This is a genomic window from Peribacillus sp. QJM3NY_7 (assembly GCF_056173225.1).
Genome location: NZ_CM149663.1, coordinates 2,958,872 through 2,984,229 on the forward strand (window position 1 = coordinate 2,958,872; position 25,358 = coordinate 2,984,229).

Genomic DNA, 25,358 nt, shown 5'->3' on the forward strand with positions numbered 1-25,358 from the left:
TCTCCCTATTAAATTCAATATCACAGTCCTTGATTTTTCTTACTAATGAAAAATCGTTACAAAAGGAGAGATAAATGAAGTGAAAAATCATCCTTTAATTTCAATAATTTTCCCTGCCAAAAATGAAGGGAAAAATGTGAAAAACACTCTCGATTCATTATTTTCAGTTGATACAGATTATTCCTTCGAAGTGATTATTATAAACGATGGATCATCAGATGATTGCTGTGATTTTCTTCCTACCTATAATCACGCAAACCAGGTTAAAATTTTTGAAACAGAAGGAATTGGAGCTGCTAACGCACGAAATTTAGGAGCAAAAAAAGCTTCTGGAGAATTCCTGATTTTTTGCGATGCCCATTTACAGTTTGAAGATTTGTGGATCGATCATATTGTAGAACCCCTGCTTACAGGAAAAACAGATGCAGTAACCCCAGCAATCGCTTCGTTTGGCAATTCCGATTTCATTGGCTATGGTCAGACCTTAAAGTCAAACCTTAGAATTAAATGGAACCCTAAACAAAATGGGCTTTTTGAAACTGCCGTATTACCCGGAGGATGTTTTATTATCTCAAAAAAAGTGTTTGAAGATGTTGGCGGATTTGAAACGGGATTTAAAACTTGGGGACATGAAGATGTAGAGCTTTCTATTAAGCTATGGCTGTTTGGATTTCGCTGTCACGCTATGCCCGGTGTAAAAATTATCCACTTGTTCAGAAAAACTCACCCCTATGAAGTTAGCTATGATGAAGTTTATTATAATTTATTAAGAATGGCCTACTCTCATTTTAATACTCATCGCATACAAAAGTGCAAAAAACTCATGATCCATGTAAAAGCAAACCCTATTGAATCCCAAGTGCTCCTTGATGGAGTTAAAAAGCAGCGACGGGCCTACTTTCAAAAACGAAAATATGATGATGATTGGTACTTTACCAAATTTAATATAGATTTCTAGATTTTACAGATTGCCCTTTCGAGTCATGTCGTTTTTTTAATTCCTTTCTAAATTAACAAAATGATGAAAGGTGAGAATGTAAATGAAAGAGCTATTTACAAATATTTATAAGAAAAACAGGTGGAGAAATTCTGAGTCTGTATCTGGTACGGGTTCATCACTTACTCAAACCAAAACACTCATTCAGGAATTACCAAGCATAATAAAACAATTTCAGATAAAAAAAATGATAGATGCACCGTGTGGTGATTTTAATTGGATGAAAGAAGTATACAAAAATACGGAATTATATATTGGGATTGATATCGTCGATGAGATAATTAAAAGAAATAAAAAAAAATATCCCTTAAACAATGTACAGTTTTTTCATATGGACATAACAAAAGATCGTCTACCTACAGGTGATTTAATCCTCTGTAGAGATTGTCTCGTACATTTTAGTTTTTCTGATATTCATTTAGCTTTAAACAATTTTAAAGCTAGCCAATCGAGGTATTTATTAACGACTACATTTACAAATCATTCGTGTAATCATGAAATAAGAACAGGACGCTGGCGCCCTCTTAACCTAGAGATTGAGCCATTCAACTTTCCAAAACCCATCTTGGTTATTAATGAGAATTGTACGGAAGGAGAAATGAATTTTGCTGATAAATCACTAGCTTTATGGGATTTGAATCTAATCAATTTATAAAATAGGAGGAATGAGGTAAATAATAATGATTTTCCTATGGCTCGCATTACGGATTTTCGTATAAAGATAATTTAACTTGAATACATTGAACATATCAAAAGTTATCCCTAATTAATCTTTCCTCATAAATTTCAGACCTTGATTCTTTCGACCATTTGGTATCCAACAAATAACGCTGGTTTGTAGTTTTGATCATCTTAATTACATCTAGCCCTTTGTTAACAATAGCCTTTATGAGGGGCTGCTAGGTAGGAGGAGAAAAAATTGAAGAGTAATAAATATCCACCTGATACATCCCCACTGACCTCCATTATCATTCTTACCCGAAATGGCCTTACTTTTACAAAGGAATGCATATCGAGCATATTTCGCTACACCAGGGAAAACTTTGAATTGATCTTAGTTGACAATGGATCTACGGATGGCACACTTGAATTTCTTAAAACGCTCCCTAATACCAAGGTAATTGCTAATAAAAAAAACAAAGGATTTTCCGGCGGATGCAATCAGGGCATTACTATGGCGAGAGGAGAAAATATTGTCCTTCTAAACAATGATACTGTTGTTACAAACGAATGGTTATGCCGGCTACTATGCCAACTCAATAAAAATCCTTCCATTGGCATCGTTGGGCCCAGATCAAATAATGTCGTTTCACATCAAGCAATTATTCCAACTCCATACAAGAATATGGATCAAATGCAAAAATTCGCTAATGAATGGACACAAAAGCATGATCAACAAGGCTATAAAGTGGATTACTTAAGCGGCCTTTGCATGATTTTCAAAAGAAGTTTGATTGATATGATCGGGGGTCTTGATGAACGCTTTTCCCCTGGATATTTTGAAGATGCAGATTTCAGTATAAGAGCTCAAATTTCCAATAGAGAACTATGGGTAGCAAATGATGTTTTTATTCATCATTATGGCAGTAGTAGTTTTAGGTTAAATAGGGCATTACAGAATAAAATCATCCTAGACAGCCAAAAAAGGTTCCTTCTTAAATGGAAGATGAGTGATCTTAAAGAGATTAGAGAAACTGTGGAACGCGAAAAGCCTTTCAATCGGGAGCATCATTATATCCCCTTTTGAAAGGCTTTTTTATTTTCAAAAAAGAATCTCCCACTTAAAAGGCTCTCCTGTTTTAAATTTAGATAACAACGAAAGGTCCATTTTAACTGGATTCGTAACCGGAAGCTTCAGCTTCATCGCTACCTGTTTTTCTAAAGGATGTAAACAATTATTGAGGCTAATGTAATAGTTTTCATGTTTAAATAGGGTGCCATCTGGCAAAATAGGGGTGTTTTCGGATAATTCCTCAATCGGCAAACCATCTGGTAATTGGGCTAATAAATGTTCTTCAAACGGAACTCTTGTAAGAGGGCCATCCTCAGAGACATATATTATTGAAAATCAAGTACGGAGAAAGATTTCCCAAGAAGTGTTTACAAAATTAAAATATGATCCTAGCATGGTTGTGAAGATTCCGGATCCATTTCTTTTCAAATATAAAGAGGGAACACCAATAGACAGTCAGGTATTTATAAACTTTTTGCTTTTTCCTAATCAAAGACTTGTAAAGGCGCAATATCACCCGGCTGTATATTATTTACAAAATGATCATAAGCACCTCATTAAAAATGAAAAAACATTCAGTGATTTTAATTTTAGGTGGGATAAGATAATATCCACTGGTATGCTCTTTGGCAAATGAGTATACAGTCTCTGGAATGATTTATCATCTTTAATCGCGATATCTAAAATTTCCGGAATAGGATGAAATGGCTTATATTTTGTTAAACGACTCCAAAAAGCTGCATCCCCATTATACCAGTATGCTTGATCATCATTCCAGTAGCTTCCAAATCCCTTGAATATTCTTACTGCAAGGTTACGAGTATGCATAATTGAACAATGATCAACCCACCCCACAGGGTTCTTTAATACTCCATATGTTTTTCGAACTTTTTCCTGTTCAACTATTCCATATTCGTTAATGGTTTTCACCAATTGCTGTGAATATACGATTTCTATTTAAGGATTTTGATTCAGTACTTTTAACATCGATTCAAAGCGTGAAGGTAAAAATGAATTGTCATCTGTTAGATAAGTAAGATACTTTCCTCTTGTCTTAGGAATCGCTTCATTAATTAATGTGGCATACCTTGTTGTTGGATTTGAGTCAATATTTTGGACACTAAAAAGTTAAATCTTAAGCTGTATTCCTAATTCGATCTTCAATGGCTTGAGGGGTTTGATAACCCAAGCTGCTGTGAATTCTTTTTCGGTTATACCAACCTTCAATAAATTGGAACATCGCTAATTTAGCTGTTTCATAGTCTAGATATTGTACGTGGTTGACTTCTTCCTTCTTTAATAGGGCATGAAAGGATTCAATACAGGCATTATCGTACGGGCAACCTTTCTGACTAAAGGATTGCTTAATATGATGGTTTTGGATATGTTGAGTAAACTCACTGCTTGTATATTGTGAGCCAAGATCGGTATGAAGAACTAAGCCCTCCGAGGGCTTTTGTGATAGGTGTGCGTTATTGAAAGCTTTTATGACCAGTTCTGTCGTCATTGAACGAGAAAATGAATATCCTACTATTTTCTTAGAATGAAGGTCCAATACCGAAGCTAAATAACACCATCCGTCTTTTAACGTGTGGATATACGTAATATCTGCTACCCATTTCTCATTAATGGTCTGAGTAGTGAAGTCTCGTTTTAGCAAATTATCCAATTGAATAACCTTTTCTTTAGATGGATAGGGCCGGTATTTTTTCTTAGTAATAGAACGAATTCTCGCCTTGCTCATTAAGCGTTGAACACGCTTTAGACTTAGGGAAAACCCTTTGGTTAATAAGCTTTCATGAATCTTTGGAGCCCCATATCGTCCCTTGCTTTCCAGGTAAATGAGATGAATTTCCTTCGTGAGTTCTTGGTTTTCCTGTTCACGATTTGATACGACTATTTGAAGGGACTGATAATGGCTGCTTCTTGGGATTTCTAGTATTTCACACATCTTCTGTACGGGATATTGTTTCTTGTGTTCCTCAATAAATTCGGTAAGATCTGTTTCGGTTACTTTTTCGCGAATATGACCATAGCCTTTTTTAAGATTTCAACTTCTTGCTTTAACCGAAGGTTTTCCTTCTGAATGGCGGCTAATTCCTTTGGAGTCATGGACTCTTCCCCTAAACAGATTGGAGTAAATTCTTTAACCCATTTATAAATGGTGACTTCTGATACGCCATATTCGCCGCTTAATTCTTTGACCGAATTACCCGAGTGATAAAGATCTACAATAGTCTTCTTGAATTCATTATTATATTTTTTACCTGTATTTTTACGTTCCAAGACGGACACATCCTCTCAAAAATCATTGTAAGGACTTAACTAAAATGTGTCCATGAAACTATACTAACTCCATTGTTTTATATCTTTCACTGTCTTGAATGTTACTGTTAAAGTAATGTATTCTTGGCTTATTTATATATTGCTTTATGATTTTTACTGTTTCTTCATTGGAGTTATCATCCATAATGAAAAGTTCCCAATTCTGATAAGTTTGATCGAGAACACTTTCTATGGCTTTCCCAATTGTATAGGGTTTGTTATAACTAGTTAAAATGATGGATATTATGGGGGTCATTTACTAAACTCTCCTCTTTTATTGTAGAATTATAACGATTTATTAATACAATTGGATTTAAGTCATTATTTTGGACAAAAGAAGGTTAAGCTGTATTTCTAATTCGATTTTTAATGGCATGAGGAGTTTGATATCCAAATCTGCTGTGAATTCTTTTCTATTTTACTTCCATAAATTGGAAATGGGCAGATTTTGCAGTTGATAGTCTAAGTACTGTTTGTGGTTTACTTCTTCTTTTTTTAAGATAGCATGAAAGGATTCAATACAGGCATTATCGTACAGGCAACCCTTCGCTTAATCTAATGATTTTTATATCTCCTACCCAATTCTCATTAATGGTCTGTGTAGTGAGGTCTTGCTTAAGCAAATTATTCAATTGAATAACCTTTTCTTTGGATGGATAAGGATTCTTTATAGAACCCTCATTCACCTGGAAAGCAAAGGACGTTATGGGGAATCCAAGAGGTACATGAAATCTTATTAACAAAGGCTTTTTCCTAATATATACGTGTTCAAAGTTTAATGAGCAAAATGTATTTTCTTAGTTAGTTTTTTGTTTTCCTGTTCGGGGTTTACACGACTATTTGAAATGACTGATAATGGCTGCTTCTTGGTTTTCTAAAAACTTCACACATTTTCTGAACGGGATATTGATTCTTGTGTTCCACAAAAAATCGGTAGGATCTGTCTCGGTTACATTTTCGCGAATATGGCATAGCTTTTTTAAGATTTCAACTTCTTGCTTTAACCAAAGGTTTTCCTTCTGTATGACAAATAATTCCTTTGACTTCAACGACTCTTGCCTAAACCGATAGGAGTAAATTCCTTAACTCATTTATAAATGGTAACTTCACCATATTCGCCTTAATTTTTTGACCGAATTACCCGAGTAATAAAGATCTACAGTAGTCTTCTTAAATTCATTATTATATTTTTCACCTGTATTCTTACGCTCCAAGGCGGGCACATCCTCTCAAAAATCATTGTAAGGACTTAACTAAAAAGTGTCCATGGAACTATACTAACTCCACGAGTTCTTCTTCATTTATACCAAAAGATTGTTAACTAACCCCTTCTCTTATATTAAACTCCTTTATAACCGTCATTTTTAGATCCCTTCAAGACTTTTTAAACAATCTATATTATATATCTGAGAAATCCATTTTATCTTTCTTCAATAAGCAAGAATCCCCATATCCTTGGAAAACATCTGACAAAAATCCACACGCGAAAAAAGCCTTTCCATTAGAAACATTATAATGTTCCCAATAGAAGGGCTTCTTTAATTCAAAGTGTCTGTCTATAAAAGAAAATCTCACTGTAATCCAAAAACAAATTAACACATCAAAATAAAACGTTTAATTTATATATTATTTTTCCACATATTTTTAATTTCAATTTCCTGATACCCAAACTGTTTTAGGGCCAGTAGTTCTTTTTCGGAGAATTCCAACTTTTCTCTTTTCCAATTTGTATACTCTTCGCTAGTTAAACCAAATGCATAAATAACTTTATAAGCGCCGTATAATGCGTCTGATTCAATTGTTCTAGCCAAGTGTTCTGGCATATGTGAAAGTATATATCCAGTGTTCATTCCGAGCTTGTTTGCTTTTTGTTGATAATATCCATCAATTCCGTATAAATCACCCTTGATTAAATTTGATTTAGAAAAATGTTTTCGCCAAAGATCTTTTTTTAACATAACGCATCCAAATACAGTGAATTTATCTTCAAAACTGAATTTGTATTCTGACTTGTTAATAATTCTGTTATTAAAATCATTGGTACTTTGTAAATTATTTAATACTGCAGGCCATATTAATGATACATATGCCAAATTTTCAAAATCTTCAAATGCTTTTGACATTACTGTAATCCAATTATTTTTTGGAACTATAATATCATCATCCAATATTATAAGGAATTCCCCTTTTGCAAAGTTTGCTCCATAATTAAATCCTGTAGCATTACCAATGTTACTTAAAGGATCTAACACTTTAACACGAGGGTGGTTAATATTATTAATATATTCTACGGCATCCTGATAAGGTGGGTGATTATTTATTAATATAATTTCAGTTTGGGAGTCAGTAGAATTTATTGCGGCATTTACACATTTCCTGATTATTGAAAGTTTGTTGAAACATCTTATTATTATAGAAAACTTCATTAAAGAACACTCCTATTTTTTTTCTATTCCCAAGCAATATTTAGTAAACTATTAATTCTGTTTAAAAAAGTATGTTCTTCTTGGGTTTTATTCAGACCATGTAGTGCAATAGCTTTCCTTTCAGCTTCATGATTCAAATAATATTCTATCTTTCTAATTAAATCATTAGGTGAAGAATAGGTGGCAATATCCACTCCAGGCATATAAAAACTAGTTAAACCATCTCGGATATCAGTCAGCTGGAAAGCTCCACATGCAGAAATTTCAAATGTTCGAGGATTAACTGAATTTGCGTTTACTTTTTGGGTGTTTATGTTAATTGTTGAGTCATCATGTAAGCGATGAATATTGATAACAATTTTTGCACCATTATAATAACTTGCTGTCTCTTCTGGAGAGGCCCAAGTATTACGAATTTTCCCTTTCAGTAAACGGTAATTTTTTAGTCGTTGCCAGTATGGCCCTAATATTATGACATTTTTTTTGTATAGATATCTAGCAATCGAATCAAATAAGTTTACACGGTTCCAGAACGCACAACCAACAAATAAAATATCCGATTCATAATTCGGATTTACTATCTTCGGATGAAAAACATCAGGATCTGCTGCAAGTGGAAGATAGTGAACCTTAGGGCAACCAACTGATTGATATAGAGGAACACAGCTATACTCCTGTGTAAATACTACATCAAAACAAGAAGCTTTAGATTTCGTTATGTCTATATAATACGGGTCATCTGTTAACCATAGTGCCGTTTTTATTCCTTGTTTTTTTAGCTCTTCTATTAGATCACATTGCAAACTTACACCAGGTGAAAAAAAAATGGCTATATCAGGGTTCATAATTTTAGATATTCCTAATAAATCCTCATTAGGTGATCCAACCTTTAATTCACGAACAACATCGTTTAAGGTTTTTATTATAGAATTTTCTAATGGTGTATATGGGACTCCATTTCCTGAATTAACAAACAGTATTTTCAAGTCTTTCTTATAAGTTTTTAAATAAAAAGGGTCAAAATCATTAGCATTAGATCTTATTGCTCCTCCGTCAAATGTCCAATACCTAAAAAGTCCTTTTTCTTCGCCAGTTATGAGCTTTTCCATATTTGATTTAATTTCACATTCTGATTTATCGAAATCCCAAATTTTAACACACTTTAAATAACCCACATAATTTCCATAAGGTTCTAAACCTCCTAATAGACCAGAAGCAAAGACATTCTCTTTTGGACTAGTTAATCCTTTCTTCTTAAAGTCACCATTAATATATAAATAAGGTGTTTTATTACGATAAACTACAGCTATATGTGTCCACTCAGTAATGGACATGGGGTAAACTAAAAGTGCAGGGAGATAGTAACCACTATGTTCATAAACAATAACCCCATTTGTACCCACTGATACTCCTGTACCTGCATTCTGCGATTTTTCTCCAATCCCTGGTCCTATTACAAATCTTTGCCCTACCGTACCACTGGCACCCTCAAGAGATTCTGTATCAATGTAGATGGCTTTTAAAGGTTTCACCCAAAATTCATAGGTAAAAGAGTTTTGAATATCTTTAAATAGTGTTTTAATTTTAATATTATTATATCCTGTAAATAGAATGGGTTCCTGTTCCATAAATAAATCTCCCTTCCAAGATGATTTTAGAACCCTAATGAAAAAGAAATAGACACATTCATTAATTTCCGCCGCCAATAACCTTTATAATTTCTGAATGTTTATAATGAGTTATACATTTTCAATGATAACACTATGATTTATTAGCAAGATACATTTTATAACTGAGCTACCCGGAAATTTTAATTAATAAATTAGTGATACACTAGGTATTGTCCACAGCCAACTATATCTATATCCTAATAATTTTTATGCTGTTTTTTACCACTTAGAAAATGATGTTTTTTGTCTGTTTTTATAAATAAAGGCATTAGGGTATAAATCATTTTCATTTAACCTTTTTCAAATATCCTTTAGAATTGAAGGTTAATAAAAATTTTTTCCGACTTTTATCAATGACGAATTCATCGTTCATTAAAAGAAACTCTTCTAGTTCCTCCATGGGCCCCTCTCCAAAATCAGGTAAAACAGGGTGTCCGTTAATATTTGTTTCCTCTACAATTAAATAATTTCCTTTAGTAACCAATGAATGATACATTTGTAATTCTTTTAAAACATGACTTTTTGAATGATCTGAGTCTAAAATCAACATTACTGAGTCATTCTTTGTAATTTTCGTTTAACCTCTTTAATGAACTCATCTGAAGTTGTAGAACCAATTAGATAATGTATTCTAGGAAGAGTTTTTGGTTTATTATAGTATGTTATATCTATTGTTCAATCAGCTACAGCGGCTATATACCTCCAATTATTTACTTTCCATAATTTCAAACCACCTTTTTATACTCAGGAATTTCAAAAAGAACTTCAATATCCTTAAATAAATAATTCTCTTACTAATCACTTGGATAATACATATTATTATATGAAAGTCAAGAGCACTTGCAACACTTATTTTTAAGCAAAATTCCCTTATTCCGTTTAATCATCTTTATAAAATGCACTTTCGCTATATTCCTAATTCGAACTTCTATGGCTCAGATAACGACTCTTACTTTTATGTCACTGACAAAGAAAAAGACCAGATTCCACTAAATAGCTAAATACAATAGAACCGGCCCCAAATATATTTTAATTTCTTTCTGAAAAGACCTCATTATTTGTTTTCTGTCTCCCATGAAAAACCTATTTCCGAATCATCCCAATTAATCCGTTTCTCATCAGGATTGAGCGGATTATATGACTCAGTTGTAAAGTAAAGAATCGTAACGGGTTTTTGCCCGAGAACACGATACCCATGTGCAACGCCTTTTGGTATCAGTAGCATGATTGGATTTTCCTCACCCATATAATACACATCAGTTTCTCCCTTTGTAGAAGAACCTTCCCTCAAATCATAAAGAACGACTTGGGCATTCCCTGAAGGAAAAAACCATAGATCATCCTGTTTCTCATGATAATGAAAAGCTTTAACGACTCCTGGATAACTCATCGAACAAGAAGCCTGACCAAACCTCGACAACAATTCAGGTTCATCATCACGGACAAGCTCTGCAAAAAAGCCACGGTCATCACAATGTTTCACAAGTTTCTTAACCTTTACACCTTCAATCATGACAGACCTCTTTTCGAATAAATTCCTTTAATGCTTCGTTCCATGGTCGGGGGATTTGAACCTTTTCTCGAAGCAATGCTTTATTTTCCAAGACTGAAAAATGAGGTCTCGGGGCTAAAGCACCAAATTCTTCAGTAGTTATGATTTTCACCAAATTTGAATCGAATCCAGCTTCCTCAAAAATCGCTTTTGCAAGTATATACCAAGAGCATGAGCCAGCATTACTTACATGATAAATGCCGTTTTTCTTATCGAATAAATGACTAATCGTTTCAGCAAGATCATTAACATACGTAGGGGAACCCACCTGATCATTTACAACTCTTATTTCCTTATTTTTTTTCGCCACTTCTAACATAGTCTTCACAAAATTCTTCCCGTCATGGCCGTATAACCAGGAAGTGCGGATCACTGTCCCATTATTTATTGAAAGGACCAATTGTTCCCCAATCCATTTGGTCATACCGTAAGTTGATTGTGGGTTTGGAACATCTTCCTCCAAATAAGGAGATTGCTTATTTCCATCAAACACATAATCAGAACTAATATAAAACACCTTGGCACCAACCATATTTGCAGCTAGCGAAACATAGCCGGTACCAAGGCTATTTACTTCAAAAGCCTTTCTACGGTCTGTTTCACATTGATCCACGGCAGTATTTGCGGCAGCATGAATAATGATTTGCGGCTCAAGTTGGGTAATTTTTTTATATACTTCCTCTTTTTCTGAGATGTCTAAATCATTTTTACTTAAACTTATCACAGTATGAAATTGACCTAACCGTCTTTCTAGTTCTTTTCCTAATTGGCCATTGGCACCGGTAATGACAATATCCAAATTCTCACCCATTCTTTTATTCATTTTGGCGATACCATTCTATTGTCTTTTGAATCCCTTCATGAAAAGAAATAGTTGGCCTCCAACCTAGTTCCCTCGAGATTTTCGAGGAATCCATGGAGTATCGTCGATCATGCCCTTTTCGGTCCGCTACATTCTTGATCAGTTTTCCCTCTTTTCTTAACAGCTTTAAAATATAGTCGATTATTTCTCGATTTGTTTTTTCCTCTGAACCTCCAATATTATAGACCTCGCCGGACAATCCCTTTTCAAGAACAGCATGGATGGCACGGCAATGATCCTCAACATATATCCAGTCACGAATATTTAATCCGTCGCCATATAAGGGGATTTCTATATTATTTAAGGCTCTCGTAATGACTTTAGGAATGAATTTTTCTATATGTTGCATAGGACCATAGTTATTGCTGCACCTAGTAACCGTTAACGGCAGTTGATAGGTTTGGAAGTAGGATCTTACTAATAAATCCGCACTAGCTTTACTTGCTGAATATGGATTGTTCGGAGCAAGAGAGGTTGTTTCAGTAAATGGAGGATCATTCGGCTCTAAAGAACCATATACTTCATCTGTTGAGATTTGAATCATCTTATGAGCTTTTCCAGACATAACTGCCTGTAATAGGTTATATGTTCCGATAATATTTGTATGAATAAAAGGAAATGCATCCTCAATACTTCGATCTACATGGGATTCGGCAGCAAAATTAATGATGGCAAAATAATCTTGATCAAATACCTTGGATAATTCTGTTTTTTCACCAATATCTGCTTGAATGCTACGAAAGCGATTCGATTTTTCAAATGGTTGGATATTCTCAACTTTTGCGGCATAGGTAAAGGAGTCCACGTTGGTTATATAGTAATTAGAATTTTCAAGTAAATAGGAAATGAAATTGGATCCAATAAAACCGGCTCCACCTGTTATGAGGAGGTGTCGTTTCAATTCGCATCTTCCTTCTTTATTTTTTCGTATACACATTGATTCGCCTGATAAAGTGACTCATGTGTGCCTGCATCAACCCACCATCCTTGCAAAATATCAAATTGCAGTTTATCGTCTTGAATATATAGATTATTCACATCGGTTATTTCCAACTCATTTCGATGTGAAGGATGAATCGTTTCAATATATTCAAAAACCTTTTGATCAAACATATAGATTCCAGTTACACAATATAAAGACGGAGGATTGCTCGGTTTTTCAATGATGGACTTTATTTTTTGATTGGTTTTGTCTAAATGAGGTACACCATATCGAGTAAGATCTTCCACTTCTTTTAGAAGTAACCTTGCACCCTTTTCCTGTTTTTGAAATGACTGAACAAAAGGGGATAATGAATCTTCAAAAATATTATCTCCTAGTAATACCACAAATTTTTCATTATTTATAAAATTTTTAGCTGCCATTAGTGCATCTGCTATTCCTCCACCTTCGTTATCCTGTATTTTATATTGAATGTTTACATGGAGATCTTCCCCAAGTCCCAATAACTCGATAAAGGAACTAAGATGGTTTTTATTTGTTACAATTAAAATTTCATTTATTCCGGCTTCTTTCAACTTTAAAATTGACCAATAAATCATCGGATAAGGTCCTACTGGCAAAAGATGCTTATTCAGAAATTTAGTTAATGGCTTTAGACGAGACCCTGTACCACCAGCAAGTATTACTCCTTTCATTTTTTACCACCTTTTTATTGTATTAGTATCAGATATTTTCCATGAATCAAAGAGTTTCTTTCCAAAAATGTTGACATTACATATTACTATATGACTGACATACTCACTTGACATAATATTTTGAATAAAAATGGTTTACTTTATAAGTTATTATTGATATTTGGTATTATTATTATATTTTGCTTTTCACACCATTTACCCCCACCTACATTCTTATGGATGTGAAACGATTAGTTCTAAATTACCCTTAATTTCAAAATCCCCTAAATCGAACGGCAGAATAAATTTGTCTCCTTTTTTGATTAAAGTTGTTCCTTCTGCTGTTTTAATTTGACCATTTCTAGATTACACTTACTAATTGAAACCTTTCGTTTTGTGTATAAGAAAAAGACCCATTCACCTCCCATTTATATACAGAGAAATACTCAGAATCCACAAATTTTGTAATAGTTGCCTCATCTTTTTTTATCACCATACAGCTTGATTATTTTATGGGGAATTATTGTTACATCAATCGCTTTATCTAAATGTAATTCTCTCAGGTTACCATTACTGTCGACACGGTTATAATCATAGACACTGTAAGTGGAGTCAGATCTTTGTTGTGTTTCCAAAACAAGGATTCCTTTACCAAGAGAATGTATCGTACCAGCTGGTACATAGAAAAAGTCACCCGGTCAAACGGTCCCATTGCTTATTTTCAATCATATTTATTAATTCTTCCTTTGTATTTGCATTATGCCCAAGTACAATCTCTGAATCATCTTCGCAGTGAATTATATACCAGCATTCTGTTTTACCCTGTGTACCATTTTCCTTGTTATTAGCATTTTCATCGTTAGGATGGACTTGTATAGATAAATCATTATTCGCAACTAAAATTTTTGTTAAAAGTGGAAAATCCCCCTTATTCATTCCATCAAAAATCCCAGGGTATTTTCCCTAAAGCTCTCCTAGGGAAAGGCCTTTAAATTCACCTGCACTTAAAACACTTTGCCCATTTGGGTGGGCAGAAATGACCCAGCATTCACCAGTATTTTGTGAAGGAATGTTATAATGAAATTTGTTCGTAACGCAGTGCCTCCCCATATTTTTTCTTTGAAAGCCGGTTGTAAAAATATTGGGTAATTCAACCCTCTCCAAATTTTTAAAAAAATATTACAAACAACTAAAACATCTTCTATTATTTTATGGATAACTTGAAGAATCGGTTCCATTGCATACTCGGATTAGTAGCAAAAGTTTATTTAACCCTCAATTAAGAATCTGCTATTTCAAATAAATTAATAAACGAGATCTATAAGAAGTCATATCCGTCTTCACTTAATTACATCCAAATTAAAAAAAGACCTGGATCAACTCCAAGTCCTCCTATGTGCTACATTATTATATTTTCCCTAACCTTTATTACCCGTGATTCGGTTTGTTAGTACACTGGATGCCTACTTCCACTGACATTCAGTTCGGTAAGCCCAATCAATAAGCGGTTCAAAATCCAGTTGACAAGACTGCTAGACCAACTCTCAAGTTAAGTGCTGACTGTCCCGACTCGCCAATATGAAGAGTATCAAAAAGTGCAACTTATGTGTTTAATGATAGTTAAAGACTGGCACAAGCAAATACAGGTTTTGGGGGAATATCGGATACTGTACCCTACAATGATAACAATTTAGGAATCAAGCAGTCTAAAAAGATTAAGGGCTTGCCAGGTGCGGAAGCTGCTTGAACCCGGGGGTTGGCTTGAACCGTTAGCTGCCTTGACGCAACCCTTTTGTTCCTCGTAGAACTTACTAAAGAAGCAGGAGTGATTTCATTAATATACATCCCAATATGGAATCGTAGTTCTCTTGTATATAATGCAAGGTGTTTGAAAGAGAAGACGAAGATAATTGAAGCATTGGTTATGTATTAAATTATAAATTAACGAAAAGGACTACCTCATCTCATACCTTCATTTTTTCTTGAATTCTTAATGAAAATAACTCCACGATATAAAAAAGCTACATATCCTCAATGAAAGGATATGTAGCTTTTGATCACCATCATTTTTGGAATTGTAATTGATGCAGATTGGCAAAAATGCCCCCCTGCTTAAGTAAGTCATCGTGACCGCCTTCTTCAGCAATTCCTTCTTCCGTAACAACCACGATCTTGTCAGCGTTTCGAATGGTTGCCAATCGGTGTGCGATGATTAACGTCGTTCTGTTTTCAGCTAGTTCCGTAAGAGCCTGCTGGATTATTCTTTCCGTCTCCGTATCGAGTGCAGAGGTTGCCTCATCGAGAATTAATATTGGCGGATTCTTCAAAAACATCCTCGCTATTGCAATTCGTTGTTTTTGTCCACCCGATAATTTCAAGCCTCGTTCACCTATTTGAGTTTCATAGCCTTCTGGAAGTCCTTCAATGAAAGTCTCCAAATGGGCTTTCCTTGCGGCTTCCTGAATTTGTTCATCCGATGCTCCAAGCATTCCGTACGCAATGTTCTCTTTTACAGTTCCTGTGAAAAGGAATACATCTTGCTGGACTATGCCAATTTGTGAGCGCAATGACTTTTTCGTCATTTCCCGAATATCAATTCCATCAATGGATATCGAACCGGCCATAACATCATAAAAACGTGGAATCAATGAACATATAGTCGTTTTCCCAGCTCCTGAAGGCCCGACAAAAGCGATGGTTTCACCAGCTTTAATTGTTAGATCAATTCCTTTTAAAACTGGCTTTTTGTCTTCATAGTTAAAAGAAACATCTTTAAAGGAAATATCCCCTAATAGGGTGGTCATCTCAATTGCATCCTTTTTATCCACTACATCAGGCGCGACATCCAGTAGTTCCGTAAAACGCTTAAAGCCGGCCATCCCTTTTGGATAGAGTTCCATCAACGCACTGATTTTGTCGATCGGCTTAAATAATACGTTAACATATAAGACGAATGCAACCAGTTCCCCATAAGATAGCTGCCCATGAAAAGTCAGCCAAGCTCCGATCACCAACACGGCAAGGGTCATAAACCTTGTCATCATGTATATGCCTGATAAGCTAAAGGACATAACCTTATAACCTAGTAGTTTCGCTTTACGGAATCTGCGATTATTAGTAGCAAATCTTTTCATTTCATATGTTTCATTCGTAAAGGATTGTACAACCCTCACTCCTGAGACGCTATCTTCCACACGGGCATTTACATCCGCAACCTCTGTATACATTTTCTTCCAAGCTTTATTCATCTTTAAATTACTTATGACAATCAATAACACGAGAAACGGTAAAATACAAACCGATACGAGTGCCAGTTTCACATTGATTGTCAACATAATCCAAAATGCACCTATAAAAGTCATGAAGGCAATGAATAAATCTTCGGGACCATGGTGAGCAAGTTCACCAATATCGAACAGATCATTGGTTATGCGGCTCATGACATGGCCGGTTTTCGTGTTATCAAAAAAACGAAAAGATTGTTTCTGCACATGCTCAAATAATTCCTCACGCATATCAGTCTCGATATTTATACCCAATTTGTGGCCCCAGTACCCTACGATGAACTGTAAGAAGGTACTAATGATATAAAGCAGGAACAAACCGGCACTTACCGAAACAATGGCAGACCAATCGTCGCCAGGCAGCAGTGTATCAATAAACCACTGAACAGCTAGCGGAAATGCAAGCTCAAGTACAGCCACGACCACTGCACTGAAGAAATCAATAATGAATAACCGCTTATGCGGCAGGTAATATGAAGCAAAACGTCGAATCATCAAATTTTTCTCCTTTTTTACATATATTAAGGAGTATAATTCCATATTCCATATTGAGCAAGCATTTCAGAACGCCCACGTTCATATTATGGTAAAATCATTTATAAAAAAAGCCAACCCGGCTCATGCAATCTATTGAATTTAAGGAGTGAATCCAGTGTAAAAAAATAACCATTCTAAATATCCATGAACTTTATTTTCGTAAAGGATGGTATTCATGAAAAACACATCGTTTCGATGCCTTTGGATTGGTCAGGCATTTGCAAATCTAGGGGATATTTTTTATGTTGTCGGGTTGATTTCACTATTATATAATTTGACGGGGTCTGCCTTCTATTTGAGTTTGCTCCCGTTCATTACAACGATTTTTCGGTTCATCAGCAGTTTACTTGCCCCCCTCGTCATCGACAGGTTTCCTTTAAAAAGAATCATGGTTCAATCTCAATGGTGGAAAACGCTCTTACTCGTTTGCCTAGGAATCTTTATAATAAGTTTCGATCATGGTTTTTCTGTTGCCGTCATTTTCTTCATTGCTTTGATTTCATTATTGGACGGAGTCGCTGCCCCGGTTAGCGCAGCTTTGGTTCCTCAATTAGTTCCAAAAGAAGAGCGGATGAAAGCGAATGGTTTCTTGAATGTGATCACCCAGACCATCTTTGTAGCAGGATGGCCACTAGGTTCCGTCTTATTGATAAGTACCAACAGCAGTTTCATCATTTGGCTTACGGTCATGCTTTATGCCGTTTCAACGATCTATACAGGGAGAATCAAAGTCCCTGAACAAGCGACGGACCCTGTTGCTCCTTCAAACTGGGATTCGATTAAATCCGGATGGGTTGCGATTCATCAAATCCCAACTATCCGTACCCTCATTTCCATTGATTTCATAACCACTTTAGCTTCAAGCGTGTGGGTGGCTGCCGTTATCTATATATATGTAGAACAGAACCTGCAACTGGGTGAGGAATGGTGGGGGTACATTAACACAAGCTACTTTGTCGGCATGATTTTCAGTGGATTGATCGTCATCCGTTTTGCCAAGTTACTAGAAAAATATATTGGATTCTTCATCACTTTCGGGCTATTTCTCAGTTCACTGCTGATCCTGCTTTTTGGAACTACCAGTATTCCTGCATTAGCTTTGCTGCTGGCATGCCTGTACGGGCTTTCAGAACAAATCCGGGAAGTGATCTATACCAAGCTATTCCAAGACCATGCTACGGAAAAGACTCTTGCAAAAATTCATGCCGTTTGGGGAGCAGTCATCAATCTTACATTTGCCGGCTCTGTCTTACTATTAGGCTTTATAACGGAAACATACAGTGTCAAAACAACATTCCAATTTTCCTCCACGCTGATATTCCTTGCCTTTCTTTATGCAACTTTTAAAAGGAACGACTTAATAGGGAAGCAATGTGATCAATTGCTGTCAAGTAAGTCATCTAATCTTCCTAGATGATTTCGTTTCACGAAAAAAAGGAGCCTTGGTTTTCCATGGCACCTTTTTTATCGTTTCAAGACCCGTCTAACAATATTGCCTCTCTTTAAAATCTTGCTCGGTATGATTGGCTTGCCTCTGTTAAAAGCCGTACAACCAAACAAGGGAAGTAAATATATAAACCGCCTGCACCCATTCATTCTATTTGATAATCCAGATATTATTATTTATAAACTCCCAATTCTGCGGGAATTCTAAACCAATCTGCCAATAAGTTGCTCCTATCAGTTCATATGCATCAATCATTTCATATTTTGCACTTATCGATCGTATATCTTCAAACCACACGACATGATTCGAATTCTCTCTTCGGTAGGAATAGGAAGGTGAAGCCGCTGAGGTGTCAAAAGTTATTTCAGCACCAGTTGCAATGGCAAGGTTTTGGGCATTTTGAGCTGATAAAGCTTTCGTCTCGTGGCTCGGTACTATCCAATCGTATCCATACATAGGAAATGCCGACTGCAGTTTATATTCAGGAATATTCAACAAAGCATAACGAAGAACCTCTCCCATCCACCAAAGTGGGGAAATGGGTTCAGGCGGTCCAGTCGGATACCCATAGTCAATGGTCATCACGGCAACAAGGTCAGCTGCCTCTCCGATCCCCCGATAATCATGCCCGCCTACAATTCGATTATCAGGATTATCCGCTGTTTTTGCATGTACGTTCACATGCAGGATCAGTTCGTTCAAACCCTCCTTTAATTCTTTTAAAAAAAGCACATAATCGGAACGCCTGGCAGGTGGGATGAATTCGATGTCCATGCTGACACCCCCATAGCCTTTCTCCCTTACGAAAGTCAGCATACTATTGATTAAATTCGCTCTGTATACTGAACTGGCAAGGACATCACCAGCCAAATCAGCATCGAAATCACCATCTTGAAAGTTTCGGATCATTAGTAGCGGCTTCACCCCTGTCTGTTCGCATTTCGCGATAAGCGGGAGATCATCTCCATCAACGTACGCATTTCCTTCCCTTGTAAACGAATAAGCGACAATGGCTAAATAGGATAATTTATCACCATTCTGCTCAAGTGTTTCAAATACGACTCCACCTGAAGTCGGGAAGGCAAAACCCAGCGTAATCAATTGATTTTTGTAAGGAGACGGTATCAAAATTTCCGTACCGACTTTTAGCGAGTTTTCAGAGATTCCTGGGTTTGCCTCCTTGATTGCCGCTGCACTCGTACCAAAACGACTGCCGATTTTAGTAAGGGTATCCTGACTTTTAATTAGATACCTTCGATTCACCGCTTTTTCATTAGGTATATACAATGCCAGACCAGGAACCAAAGCTGTTGATTCCAATCCGTTGACTTCAATTATCCTCGATGGGGCAACTTTATTTTTCGAGGCAATTTCCCAAAGGCTGTCACCTTTTTTCACAATAATGATCGTCATTCAAAACCCTCCAAACTCCCTCCAAAAAAGTTTATGTTATTCAGGTAATTGGATAGAACGAATTATCACATTTCCTAATGATGATTCGTTTTTTTAATGGAATAAAGGATCACAAAAAAAAGAGGCTGTCCAAAGGGACACCCCCTACGCTATAAGCCATATTTCCTATACATAAGTAAATTCTTAATGTCGTAGAACTTCCCATTCTCCAAATCTTCTGCTTCAAGCAGCTGCAAAAGTTTATCTGCCACAAATTCGGGGCTTCTTAATATGCCCTTCTCTTTATATTCATGAAATTTGTCTCAATCGGCAAAGTCCCGTTCTTCTGCTGAACGGATTGTCCCTTGCATCTCCGTATCGAACTATTTTTATGGCCATTTCAAATAAATATAGGAGTGATAGCTTTGCATGTTATTCTATTATCAGGCGGTTCAGGACAACGCCTCTGGCCTTAATCAAATTATTCACGATCAAAACAGTTTTTAAAGGTATTACCTTCTGATGAAGAGCCAAATAAACACATTTCTATGGTTTAGCGTGTGTGTCAACAGCTTCAAAAAGCTAATCAGGCTGATCGGACTTTTGTATCTACAAGTGAATCACAGGTTGGTCGACGTCTTTGATGAATCCATTGCATATCGGCTGTCCTCTACAAACAATATTAATTGTTTGTCTCTACCTAATTGGTTAAGAATGATTTGAATTACTTCCAGGTTTGTATGTTCATCTGTTCCACCAGTATTATAAATTTCTCCATTAATCCCCTTTTCAAGAACCTTTTAAATCGCTCTGTAATGATCTTTAACTTAAATCCAATCACGAATATTTAAACCATCGCCATTCACAGGGATTTTATCGTTATTAATAGCGTTTTTAATGATTTTTGGGATAAATTGTTCTGTATGCTGCCTTGGGCCATAATTATTACTGCACCTTGAGATAATAAGCAGTAATTGATATGTTTGAACAAAGGAGCGAACAAGTAAATCGGCGCTGGCTTTTCTTACAGAATACGGATTATTCGGTGCTAAGGGAGTTTTTTCTGTAAATGGAGGATTTGCCGAGTCTAAAGATCCATACACTTCATCTGTAGAAATTTGGATGATTTTTTCTGCTTTCCCGTTTAAAACCGCTTGAACTAGATTAAACGTCCATAAATATTGGTTTCAATAAAGGGAAGTGCATGCATGCTGAATGCTGCGATCCACATGTGATTCTGCAGCAAAATTACTAATTGCATTCTATGCTTGATTGAAGACTAAATTCAGTTTATCACTATCACTAATATCACTTTGAATAAAACGATATCTATTGGATGTTTCAAAAGGCTGAATATTATTAGGACTGCCAGCATACGTTAATGCATCAATATTTGTAATATAGAAATCAGAATGATTTAAAATATAAGTAATAAAATTAAAGTCAATAAAACCAGCACCACATGTAATGAGAAGGTGTTTATTCAATTGATTTCCTCCTTCTCTATTACTTAGTTAACATATTGAAAAGCTTTAAAGAGCGATTCATGCGTGCCTGCATCAATCCACCATCCAGTTAAAATATCAAATTGAAGTTGATTATTTTCAATATATAAATTGTTCACATCCGTTATTTCTAGTTCATTAAGATTAGAAGGATTAGTTTTTTCTATATACGTAAAAACGTCATGACATACGCATAAATACCTGTTACACAATAATTGGAAAGTGGTTTTTTAGGTTTTTCTATAATGGATAAAATTTTATAATTAGATTGATCGATTTCAGGAACACCGTAACAAGTAGGATCTTCAACTTCTTTAAAAGTACTCTGGCATTATTTCCCTTATTTTTAAAAGCTTTTACAAAAGGAGTTAAAGAATCTTCAAAAATATTATCTCCTAATAATACTACAAACTTTTCTTCCAATAAAAAATCTTTGGCACACTAAATACCTTCAGCAATTCCTCCGCCTTCATTGCTTTGTACGTTATAATGCAACGTAACGCCTAATTCTTTTTCCTGACCTAATATCGAAATAAAATTATTGATGTCCTTCGGATTTATAATAATCATAATTTCTTTTATACCGGCGTCTCTTAAGTTAAAAATCTGGAGTTAGTATAGTTTCATGGACACATTTTAGTTAAGTCCTTACAATGATTTTTGAGAGGATGTGTCCGTCTTGGAACGTAAAAATACAGGTAAAAAATATAATAATGAATTCAAGAAGACTATTGTAGATCTTTATCACTCGGGTAATTCGGTCAAAGAATTAAGCGGCGAATATGGCGTATCAGAAGTCACCATTTATAAATGGGTTAAAAATTTACTCCAATCGGTTTAGGGGAAGAGTCCATGACTCCAAAGGAATTAGCCGCCATTCAGAAGGAAAACCTTCGGTTAAAGCAAGAAGTTGAAATCTTAAAAAAGGCTATGGCCATATTCGCGAAAAAGTAACCGAAACAGATCTTACCGAATTTATTGAGGAACACAAGAAACAATATCCCGTACAGAAGATGTGTGAAATACTAGAAATCCCAAGAAGCAGCCATTATCAGTCCCTTCAAATAGTCGCATCAAATCGTGAACAGGAAAACCAAGAACTCACGAAGGAAATTCATCTCATTTACCTGGAAAGCAAGGGACGATATGGGGCTCCAAAGATTCATGAAAGCTTATTAACCAAAGGGTTTTCCCTAAGTCTAAAGCGTGTTCAACGCTTAATGAGCAAGGCGAGAATTCGTTCTATTACTAAGAAAAAATACCGTCCCTATCCATCTAAAGAAAAGGTTATTCAATTGGATAATTTGCTAAAACGAGACTTCACTACTCAGACCATTAATGAGAAATGGGTAGCAGATATTACGTATATCCACACGTTAAAAGACGGATGGTGTTATTTAGCTTCGGTATTGGACCTTCATTCTAAGAAAATAGTAGGATATTCATTTTCTCGTTCAATGACGACAGAACTGGTCATAAAAGCTTTCAATAACGCACACCTATCACAAAAGCCCTCGGAGGGCTTAGTTCTTCATACCGATCTTGGCTCACAATATACAAGCAGTGAGTTTACTCAACATATCCAAAACCATCATATTAAGCAATCCTTTAGTCAGAAAGGTTGCCCGTACGATAATGCCTGTATTGAATCCTTTCATGCCCTATTAAAGAAGGAAGAAGTCAACCACGTACAATATCTAGACTATGAAACAGCTAAATTAGCGATGTTCCAATTTATTGAAGGTTGGTATAACCGAAAAAGAATTCACAGCAGCTTGGGTTATCAAACCCCTCAAGCCATTGAAGATCGAATTAGGAATACAGCTTAAGATTTAACTTTTTAGTGTCCAAAATATTGACTCAAATCCAAATCGGCCAATAAATCATTGGGTGGCTGCTACAGTAAGAGATGATTATTTATAATAGAAGTAAATGGTCTAAGTCGAGTTCCGGTTCCACCTGCAAGTATGACTCCTTTCATTAATTAATGACTCCTTTCCGGCATTTATCAAAAGATTCATACACTTTTATCAATATACAATATGTTGCTCACTTTTATTTGTTACTTAGTTGATTTTTTATCAAAATTAGTATTAAAATTGATTATTTATAATTACCATTAAAATAAAAAACCCCAAGTTTTTAAGCAAAAATACTTAACAAAATCTTTGGAATCAATACATATTTACAAATTTATATTGAATTACTATTTACCAAAGTTTAATCAGTTGTTTTTTTCTTTTAATATTTTTTTATTTGTATTTGGCAAGTAAAAAATGGTTCTGACGGATATTGGATGAATAAAAATATCCTTCAGAACCATTTTTATAGTGCCATAAACATTTTATCACTGATACATAGATAAGTAGTTTCCTAGTTTCCTATAAAACCATTAAGTTAGTATTTACTCACATATTTCTGTTAAATATAATAATTTGTTATAAAACCTGTTTTAATTTAGATGATTTTGATTGTAACCATACATTTCAAAAGCCTTTTTAAATAACTCTCTTACTAAATCTCTTGTTTCTTCATCATAAAAATACTCATATTTTGGTATAGGCCCTCTCAATTTTTCTTGAGACATAACAATCTCTGCGAATGTTTGTTTACCTTTATCGGTTATTGTTTGTGTTATATGATGGATAATTATCCATTAGATAAGGATTTTTCATTTATTTATAATGATGATTATTTAAAAGTTTCTTTAGAAAAAGCAAAAGAAAATTTCAGAAAATATGACTTATTAGATAATAATAAGTGAATATAATCACTTAACGAAAAACTTAATACGTCATGAAAAAATCCAGTTGCATTCTTTTCTTAAACGAAGATCCTCAGAGAGAGAGGCATGATCCTGATTCATTGTATCGAGCTTTTCTCGATCAACAAAATGCTGAATCGCCCACCCTTTTTCTAGATTATGCTTAGGAATTCTTGTTTGTATAAATAACTTTCTTTGAATCATCCTCTCATTCCATGGGCTAAACCCAAACCATAGTACATATGCATCCGGATGTTTTATTGCAGGTGTATGATTTGAAAAATGGCGGCCAACAATATAGGCTCCATCAGGATATCTATGAATAAATCGATCTCTATATCCAGATAAATCATTATTAAAGGCTACCGGTTTTTTTTCTATTTCAATATAACCATGGAATCGCTGATTAGGTAACGATATTGTAGGATCAGGATTTTTTTTATAAAAACCAATCGGATCTGCCATGACAATTCCATTTGCTCGATAAATATCATTTCCACTTTTTTCAATACCCTTTAAGAACTCATTTTTATCTTTTACATAAAGTAACTCAGTTGTATTTAAAACCGTCTTCCAGCCCTGAAATTCCCTTTCAATTTCCATTACTTCTTGGTCACAAGCTTCAACATCAAATTCATTATTTCTCGATCTGCGAATCTCCCAACTCGGAGCCAACTGACGAATAAGTTCGTTTGATTGGTCAGTCGATCCATAATCAATCATTACACCGTGATCAAATAACTGATAATGGTGTTTTAACCACCATTGCAATAAATAATGTTCATTATAATAATGACAAATCACAACAAAATCAGAAGCCATTATTATTCCTCCAATTCATTTTTGTAATAATTCTTTCAGTTTTTCATGATCATGATTCTAAAAAGAAACATTTGTGCATCATTTATCCTAGGTTTAACGGAAAGAAGGTCCCTCTCCACTATATTCAGAGTATACATAGAAAATGATCCCCTGCTTATAAAGTTTCACTTTATCTATTTCAGTGAAAAAAAATATGAATTACAAATGAAATTCAAAAACAAAAACCCCATACAACTTGGCATCCTTTCTAACAAGTTCAGCTACTAAACCTTGCAAGAATACCTCCTATTCTTCATTCAGGATACCGCTTCTAAAGTTTATGGAATGAACACATATTTAAAAAGGATGTGAAGAATGTAAAATTTTTAGTGATACTCAACAAATGTCGTTTTTGCAGCAATTAATTGTTTATTTAATAAAATTGAG

Annotated in this window: 19 protein-coding genes and 6 pseudogenes; 6 read left to right on the forward strand and 19 right to left on the reverse strand. The window is 35.1% G+C overall.

Features of this window, described 5'->3' with window-relative positions; translation table 11 throughout:
- Positions 1 to 70 precede the first annotated feature (70 nt).
- From AC0VX1_RS14085 to AC0VX1_RS14100, 4 genes are all read left to right on the forward strand, one after another.
- A complete protein-coding gene (locus tag AC0VX1_RS14085) occupies positions 71 to 958 on the forward strand; it encodes a glycosyltransferase family 2 protein (protein WP_375541164.1) in 888 nt (295 codons plus the stop codon).
- Positions 959 to 1,040: 82 nt separating this feature from the next.
- Positions 1,041 to 1,652, forward strand: coding sequence for a class I SAM-dependent methyltransferase (locus AC0VX1_RS14090; protein WP_475467596.1), 612 nt, complete (start codon positions 1,041 to 1,043; stop codon positions 1,650 to 1,652).
- A gap of 264 nt (positions 1,653 to 1,916) precedes the next feature.
- The gene (locus AC0VX1_RS14095; RefSeq protein WP_475467598.1) at positions 1,917 to 2,744 is read left to right on the forward strand and encodes a glycosyltransferase family 2 protein; all 828 of its coding nucleotides are present in this window, start codon (positions 1,917 to 1,919) and stop codon (positions 2,742 to 2,744) included.
- 187 nt (positions 2,745 to 2,931) lie between these two features.
- Entirely contained in the window at positions 2,932 to 3,366 is a 435-nt protein-coding gene (locus AC0VX1_RS14100) for a hypothetical protein (protein ID WP_475467600.1), read from the forward strand.
- Between the two features lie 320 nt (positions 3,367 to 3,686).
- Here the strand turns inward: AC0VX1_RS14100 and AC0VX1_RS14105 are convergent, their stop codons facing one another.
- The 12 genes and pseudogenes from AC0VX1_RS14105 to AC0VX1_RS14160 form a co-directional block, all read right to left on the reverse strand.
- Positions 3,687 to 3,839 (reverse strand): glycosyltransferase family A protein, encoded by a 153-nt coding sequence (locus AC0VX1_RS14105; protein ID WP_475471783.1) that lies wholly within the window; start codon positions 3,837 to 3,839, stop codon positions 3,687 to 3,689.
- A 25-nt stretch (positions 3,840 to 3,864) separates the two neighbouring features.
- Positions 3,865 to 5,015, reverse strand: a protein-coding gene (locus AC0VX1_RS14110; RefSeq protein ID WP_475467602.1) for an IS3 family transposase whose coding sequence is annotated in 2 segments (ribosomal slippage) — positions 3,865 to 4,766 and positions 4,766 to 5,015 — 1,152 coding nt in all. Because the reading frame shifts where the segments join, the coding sequence is not laid out codon by codon here.
- Positions 5,016 to 5,088: 73 nt separating this feature from the next.
- A pseudogene (locus AC0VX1_RS14115) lies at positions 5,089 to 5,310 on the reverse strand (glycosyltransferase family 2 protein); the annotation flags it as partial.
- A gap of 1,363 nt (positions 5,311 to 6,673) precedes the next feature.
- Positions 6,674 to 7,480, reverse strand: a complete 807-nt coding sequence (locus tag AC0VX1_RS14120; RefSeq protein WP_475467603.1) for a glycosyltransferase family 2 protein — start codon at positions 7,478 to 7,480, stop codon at positions 6,674 to 6,676.
- Between the two features lie 23 nt (positions 7,481 to 7,503).
- Positions 7,504 to 9,108, reverse strand: a complete 1,605-nt coding sequence (locus AC0VX1_RS14125; RefSeq protein WP_475467605.1) for a glycosyltransferase family protein — start codon at positions 9,106 to 9,108, stop codon at positions 7,504 to 7,506.
- Between the two features lie 328 nt (positions 9,109 to 9,436).
- Positions 9,437 to 9,700, reverse strand: coding sequence for a CmcI family methyltransferase (locus tag AC0VX1_RS14130; protein ID WP_475467607.1), 264 nt, complete (start codon positions 9,698 to 9,700; stop codon positions 9,437 to 9,439).
- Positions 9,701 to 10,204: 504 nt separating this feature from the next.
- Positions 10,205 to 10,663: a dTDP-4-dehydrorhamnose 3,5-epimerase family protein gene (locus tag AC0VX1_RS14135; RefSeq protein WP_475467609.1), complete on the reverse strand. Its 459-nt coding sequence runs from the start codon at positions 10,661 to 10,663 to the stop codon at positions 10,205 to 10,207.
- A complete protein-coding gene (gene rfbD, locus AC0VX1_RS14140) occupies positions 10,656 to 11,525 on the reverse strand; it encodes a dTDP-4-dehydrorhamnose reductase (RefSeq protein ID WP_475467611.1) in 870 nt (289 codons plus the stop codon). Before rfbD ends, AC0VX1_RS14135 begins: the two co-directional genes overlap by 8 nt.
- Positions 11,518 to 12,465 (reverse strand): dTDP-glucose 4,6-dehydratase, encoded by a 948-nt coding sequence (rfbB, locus tag AC0VX1_RS14145; protein ID WP_475467613.1) that lies wholly within the window; start codon positions 12,463 to 12,465, stop codon positions 11,518 to 11,520. The genes rfbD and rfbB overlap by 8 nt, the downstream gene beginning before the upstream one ends.
- A complete protein-coding gene (locus AC0VX1_RS14150) occupies positions 12,462 to 13,202 on the reverse strand; it encodes a sugar phosphate nucleotidyltransferase (RefSeq protein ID WP_475467615.1) in 741 nt (246 codons plus the stop codon). Before AC0VX1_RS14150 ends, rfbB begins: the two co-directional genes overlap by 4 nt.
- A gap of 213 nt (positions 13,203 to 13,415) precedes the next feature.
- Positions 13,416 to 14,335 (reverse strand): annotated as a pseudogene (manA, locus tag AC0VX1_RS14155) (mannose-6-phosphate isomerase, class I).
- Between the two features lie 909 nt (positions 14,336 to 15,244).
- On the reverse strand, positions 15,245 to 16,960 hold the full coding sequence (locus tag AC0VX1_RS14160) for an ABC transporter ATP-binding protein (RefSeq protein ID WP_475467617.1): 1,716 nt from the start codon (positions 16,958 to 16,960) through the stop codon (positions 15,245 to 15,247).
- Between the two features lie 217 nt (positions 16,961 to 17,177).
- Here AC0VX1_RS14160 and AC0VX1_RS14165 point away from each other — a divergent pair, with 217 nt between their 5' ends.
- Entirely contained in the window at positions 17,178 to 18,419 is a 1,242-nt protein-coding gene (locus AC0VX1_RS14165) for an MFS transporter (protein ID WP_475467619.1), read from the forward strand.
- A 180-nt stretch (positions 18,420 to 18,599) separates the two neighbouring features.
- Here the strand turns inward: AC0VX1_RS14165 and AC0VX1_RS14170 are convergent, their stop codons facing one another.
- The 5 genes and pseudogenes from AC0VX1_RS14170 to AC0VX1_RS14190 all read right to left on the reverse strand — a co-directional run bounded on the left by AC0VX1_RS14170 (position 18,600) and on the right by AC0VX1_RS14190 (position 21,916).
- Complete coding sequence (locus AC0VX1_RS14170; protein ID WP_475467621.1) at positions 18,600 to 19,862, reverse strand: glycosyl hydrolase family 18 protein; 1,263 nt, start codon at positions 19,860 to 19,862, stop codon at positions 18,600 to 18,602.
- A gap of 806 nt (positions 19,863 to 20,668) precedes the next feature.
- Positions 20,669 to 21,004 (reverse strand): annotated as a pseudogene (locus tag AC0VX1_RS14175) (GDP-mannose 4,6-dehydratase); the annotation flags it as partial.
- A 99-nt stretch (positions 21,005 to 21,103) separates the two neighbouring features.
- The gene (locus AC0VX1_RS14180; protein ID WP_475467622.1) at positions 21,104 to 21,328 is read right to left on the reverse strand and encodes a hypothetical protein; all 225 of its coding nucleotides are present in this window, start codon (positions 21,326 to 21,328) and stop codon (positions 21,104 to 21,106) included.
- 23 nt (positions 21,329 to 21,351) lie between these two features.
- Positions 21,352 to 21,623, reverse strand: a pseudogene (locus AC0VX1_RS14185) (sugar phosphate nucleotidyltransferase).
- A 164-nt stretch (positions 21,624 to 21,787) separates the two neighbouring features.
- The gene (locus tag AC0VX1_RS14190; protein WP_475467624.1) at positions 21,788 to 21,916 is read right to left on the reverse strand and encodes a hypothetical protein; all 129 of its coding nucleotides are present in this window, start codon (positions 21,914 to 21,916) and stop codon (positions 21,788 to 21,790) included.
- A 109-nt stretch (positions 21,917 to 22,025) separates the two neighbouring features.
- Here AC0VX1_RS14190 and AC0VX1_RS14195 point away from each other — a divergent pair.
- Positions 22,026 to 23,175: pseudogene (locus tag AC0VX1_RS14195) on the forward strand (IS3 family transposase).
- A gap of 74 nt (positions 23,176 to 23,249) precedes the next feature.
- On the opposite strand, the pseudogene AC0VX1_RS14200 reads toward AC0VX1_RS14195, so the two are convergent.
- Positions 23,250 to 23,327 (reverse strand): annotated as a pseudogene (locus AC0VX1_RS14200) (sugar phosphate nucleotidyltransferase); the annotation flags it as partial.
- 813 nt (positions 23,328 to 24,140) lie between these two features.
- Entirely contained in the window at positions 24,141 to 24,932 is a 792-nt protein-coding gene (locus AC0VX1_RS14205; protein WP_475467626.1) for a glycosyltransferase family protein, read from the reverse strand.
- Between the last annotated feature and the right edge of the window lie 426 nt (positions 24,933 to 25,358).